This is a genomic window from Henriciella sp. (assembly GCF_049649345.1).
Taxonomy (GTDB): domain Bacteria; phylum Pseudomonadota; class Alphaproteobacteria; order Caulobacterales; family Hyphomonadaceae; genus Henriciella.
In genome coordinates this window covers 1-4,541 of record NZ_JBARZC010000182.1, presented here as the reverse complement: position 1 = coordinate 4,541, position 4,541 = coordinate 1, and the positions used below count along the sequence as shown (strand labels likewise).

General features: G+C 61.7%; 3 protein-coding genes. All 3 read right to left on the bottom strand.

The annotated features are described in order from the left end of the window. A partial coding sequence (locus WA989_RS04555; RefSeq protein WP_424339322.1) for a biotin/lipoyl-containing protein occupies nucleotides 1-686 on the bottom strand: 686 nt, incomplete at its 3' end. Nucleotides 687-721: 35 nt separating this feature from the next. Beyond that, nucleotides 722-3,730, bottom strand: a complete 3,009-nt coding sequence (locus WA989_RS04550; RefSeq protein WP_424339321.1) for a 2-oxoglutarate dehydrogenase E1 component — start codon at nucleotides 3,728-3,730, stop codon at nucleotides 722-724. Nucleotides 3,731-3,819: 89 nt separating this feature from the next. Further along, the coding region (gene sucD, locus WA989_RS04545; RefSeq protein ID WP_424339320.1) for a succinate--CoA ligase subunit alpha at nucleotides 3,820-4,541 on the bottom strand (722 nt) is incomplete at its 5' end.

Here is a 4,541-nt window from a genome sequence, read left to right as displayed (position 1 = left end):
GTCTCTGCCGGGGTCTGCGTGGTTGGCGCACCTTCACTGACGCGGGCTTCCTTGGCGACCGTGCCGCCGCCGCCAGCGCCTGAGCTGATGCGTGCAATCACGCTGCCCGGCGTGACCGTATCGCCCGGCGAGACAAGCAGTTCGGAAATCGTGCCGTCTGCAGTCGCCGGCACTTCGAGGGCGACCTTGTCGGTCTCGATCTCTGCGATCGTTTCATCCTTGGAGACGGTATCGCCGACCTTTTTGGTGAACTCCCCAAGCGTGCCTTCGGTGACGCTTTCGCCCATGGCCGGGACGGTGACATCAACAGCATCGCCGCCGCCTGAGCTTGCTGAAGCGCCCTGTTTTGGCGCATCGGCTTTCTGCTTGGGGGCCGCTTCGGTCTTTTCAGCCTTTGCCTCGGGTTTGGCGTCCGACCTGGCCGGCGCATCCGCCTTCTTGTCCGCGCCATTGCCGCTGCCGAGCCGGCCGAGCACAGCGCCGATCTCGACCGTATCGCCTTCATTGGCGACGATCTCGGACAGCGTGCCGTCTGCCGTCGCGGCCACTTCGACCGAGACCTTGTCAGTCTCAAGCTCGACGAGCACCTCGTCCCTGGAGACGGAATCGCCCGCTTTTTTCAGCCATTGGCCGACCGTCGCCTCTGTGACGCTCTCGCCGAGCTGCGGTACGATGATGTCAGTCATAAGTCAGTCCGTTTCGTGTGTTCGGTTGTCTTCGGTCAGGCGGAGACGATGCTGTCCTCGACCGGCTGGTCGCCCAGCGCGGCGCCAATGAGAGCATCTTTTTCCTTATTGTGTTGGGCCAGCAGGCCCGTCGCAGTCGCGGCCGATGGCGGGCGGCCGGCATATTTCGGGCGCGGCTTCTCGCACCCGACCTGTCTTGCCGTCCATTCGATCTCGTCGCGCATGAAAGTCCAGCCGCCCATATTGCGCGGCTCTTCCTGGCACCAGACCATCTCGGCCTGCGGGAAACGTTTCAGCTCCTGCATCAGAGACTTGCGCGGCACCGGATAGAATTGCTCGACGCGGAGCAGGTAAACGTCATCGACGCCCTTTTCCTCGCGCGCTTCGAACAGGTCGTAATAGACCTTGCCCGAGCAGAGCACGACGCGGCGGATCTTCTTGTCCTTGGTGAGCTTGACCTTGCCTTCGCGGCCCGGCGTCTCTGCGTCATCCCAGAGGACACGGTGGAAGGAGGATTTGGTGTTGAGATCTTCGAGCGCGCTTGTCGCGAGCTTGTGCCGCAAGAGCGATTTCGGCGTCATGATGATCAGCGGCTTGCGGAAGTCGCGGTGGATCTGGCGGCGCAGCGCATGGAAATAATTGGCCGGCGTCGTCAGATTGCAGACCTGCATATTGTCTTCGGCGCACATCTGCAGGAAGCGCTCGAGACGTGCCGATGAGTGCTCCGGCCCCTGGCCCTCATAGCCATGTGGCAGGAGGCAGACGAGGCCGCTCATCCGCAGCCATTTGCGCTCAGCCGAGGAGATGAACTGGTCGAAGAAGACCTGCGCCCCGTTGGAGAAGTCGCCAAACTGCGCTTCCCAGAGGACAAGGCAATTGGGATCGGCAAGCGAATAGCCATATTCATAGCCGAGCACGGCTTCTTCAGAGAGAAGCGAATCGATCACTTCATAATTGGCCTGATCGCCGGAGAGATTATTGAGCGGCGTGTAGCGCTCGCCGGTCTGCTGGTCGACGAAATGGCTGTGGCGCTGGGAGAAAGTGCCGCGGCCAGAATCCTGACCTGACAGGCGCACCGGGAAGCCCTCATCGAGCAGGGTCGCATAGGCAAGATGTTCGGCGGTTGCCCAGTCGAGCCCCTTGCCGGAGGTGATCGCCTCACGGCGCCCGTCAATGACGCGCCTCAGCGTCTTGTGAATGTCGACCCCGTCCGGAACCGTCGTGATCTTCTCGCCAAGCTCTGTCAGCCGCTTCTTGGAGACGCCCGTCTTGCCGCGGCGCTCGTCATCTTCTGGCAGGCCAAGGCCTTCCCACTCGCCGTCCAGCCAATCAGCTTTCTGGCGCTCCAGCTCCTTGCCCTCGTCAAAGGCCTTGTCGAGGAAGTTCTCGAAATCGGTGACCTGCTGCTCGACGTCGTCGGCCGTGACCAGCCCCTCTTCAACGAGGCGGCGGGCATAGATTTCGCGGGTCGACTCATGGCCCTTTATATTGGCGTACATGACCGGCTGGGTGAACATCGGCTCGTCACCCTCATTGTGGCCGAACCGGCGATAGCAGAACATGTCGAGGACGACGTCCTTGCCGAATTTCTGGCGGTATTCCGTTGCGACTTTCGCGCAATAGGTCACCGCTTCCGGATCATCGCCGTTCACGTGGAAGATCGGCGCCTGGACCATCAGCGCGACGTCTGACGGATAGGGCGAGGAGCGCGAATACATCGGGCTCGTCGTAAAGCCGATCTGGTTGTTGACGATGAAGTGGATCGTCCCGCCGGTGCGGTAGCCCTGCAGGCCTGACAGGGCGAAACATTCAGCGACAACGCCTTGGCCGGCAAAGGCTGCATCGCCGTGCAGCAGAAGCGGCAGCTTGCGCGAGCGGTCGAGCTGGCCGGTCTCTTCGGCCTCCATCGCCTGTTTGGCGCGCGCCCGGCCGAGCACGACAGGGTCGACCGCCTCGAGGTGAGACGGGTTGGCATTCATGGTGAGGTGAACCTCATTGCCATCGAACGAGCGGTCGGAGGAGGCGCCGAGATGGTATTTCACATCGCCGGAGCCAAAGCCTTCGGCCCCCTGCGTCGAGCCGCCCTGGAATTCGTGGAAGATTTTCTCATAGGGCTTGCCCATCACGGCAGCGAGCATGTTGAGGCGCCCGCGGTGTGGCATGCCGACAATGATCTCGTTCACGCCGAGCGCGCCGCCGCGCTTGATGATCTGTTCCAGCGCCGGCACGGCCGCTTCACCGCCATCGAGGCCGAAGCGTTTCGTGCCCGGGTAGCGCCTGTGAAGGAAGCGTTCGAACGTCTCTGCCTCAATCAGTTTGGCAAGAATCGCTTTCTTGCCTTCCGGGGTGAACGCGACGCCCTTGTCCGGCCCCTCGATCCGCTCCTGCAGCCAGGATTTCTCTTCCGGATTCGAGATATGCTGGAATTCAACACCGATGGTTGAGCAATAGGTCCGCTTCAGGATGTCGAGGATTTCCGGAATGGTCGCATAATCGAGGCCGAGATAGCCATCGATATAGATCTTGCGGTCCATGTCGGCATCGGTGAAGCCGTAATTGGCGGGCTCGAGCTCTGGATGCTCGGCATCATAGTCCATCGCCAGCGGATCGAGCTTGGCAGCAAGGTGACCGCGCACACGATAGGCGCGGATCATCATCAGCGCGCGGATCGAATCCTTGACTGCGCCGGCCACTTCCTCGGCAGATGCAGCAGGCTTGGCGCCCTTGATCTTCTGCTCAAGCTTCGGCTCGATCAGCGCCCAGTTGCCGTCGAGCGCGGCGACCTGGTCTGCATCGGCAGGCTTCGGCCACTTTTCGCGCTTCCAGCTGGCGCCGTCCGCATTGCGGGCAGCCTCTTCGCTGCCATCGCCGAGATCGGCGAAGAAGTCGCGCCAGCTTTCCGGCACGGAATTGGGGTCGCGGGCATAGGCTGCCTGCATCTTCTCGATCCAGACCGCGCTTCCCCCATAGAGGAAAGCGGTATCCAGCATCGCGCTGTTCTGCGCGCTGCGTTTGCCTGTAACTGCGCTACCGTCGTCTGCCATGTCTTAACCGTCCTGATCTTCAAGGGACGGCCCGGCGGGGTCTTTTTAAGGGCCCAGTCTGGCCGCCATCCGGAATATATAATCCGGGACTAACCTTTAAGAACCTCTACCATGGTATCACCAAGCCGGGCAGGGCTCGGGCTCACACGAATGCCAGCATCTTCCATTGCCGCGATCTTGGACTCTGCATCGCCCTTGCCGCCCGAAACAATGGCACCGGCATGACCCATGGTCCGGCCCTTCGGCGCGGTGCGGCCAGCGATGAAACCGACCATGGGTTTCTTGCGGCCTTTCTTTGCTTCATCCTTCAGGAATTGCGCCGCTTCCTCTTCAGCCGAGCCACCGATTTCACCGATCATGATGATCGACTTGGTCTCGTCATCGCCGAGGAATTTCTCGAGCACGTCGATGAAGTTGGTGCCATTGACCGGGTCGCCGCCAATGCCGACAGCCGTTGTCTGGCCAAGGCCGGCCTGAGAGGTCTGGAACACGGCTTCATAGGTTAGCGTGCCGGAGCGCGAGACGACGCCGACAGAGCCCTTCTGGAAGATCTTGCCTGGCATGATGCCGATCTTGCACTCTTCCGGGGTCAGGACGCCCGGGCAGTTCGGGCCGATCAGGCGGGAGTTTGATTTCTCCAGCTTGGCTTTCACGCGCACCATGTCGAGCACCGGGACGCCCTCGGTGATACAGGTGATCAGCTCGATCCCCGCATCGATCGCTTCCTCGATTGCCGCTGCGGCGCCGGCTGGCGGGACATAGATCACGGATGCATTGGCACCGGTGGACTCTTTCGCCTCGCCCGCATTGG

Coding starts and splice junctions, on each gene's coding strand:
- WA989_RS04550 (WP_424339321.1), bottom strand. CDS start 3,730: ATGGCAGACGACGGTAGCGCAGTTACAGGCAAACGCAGCGCGCAGAAC.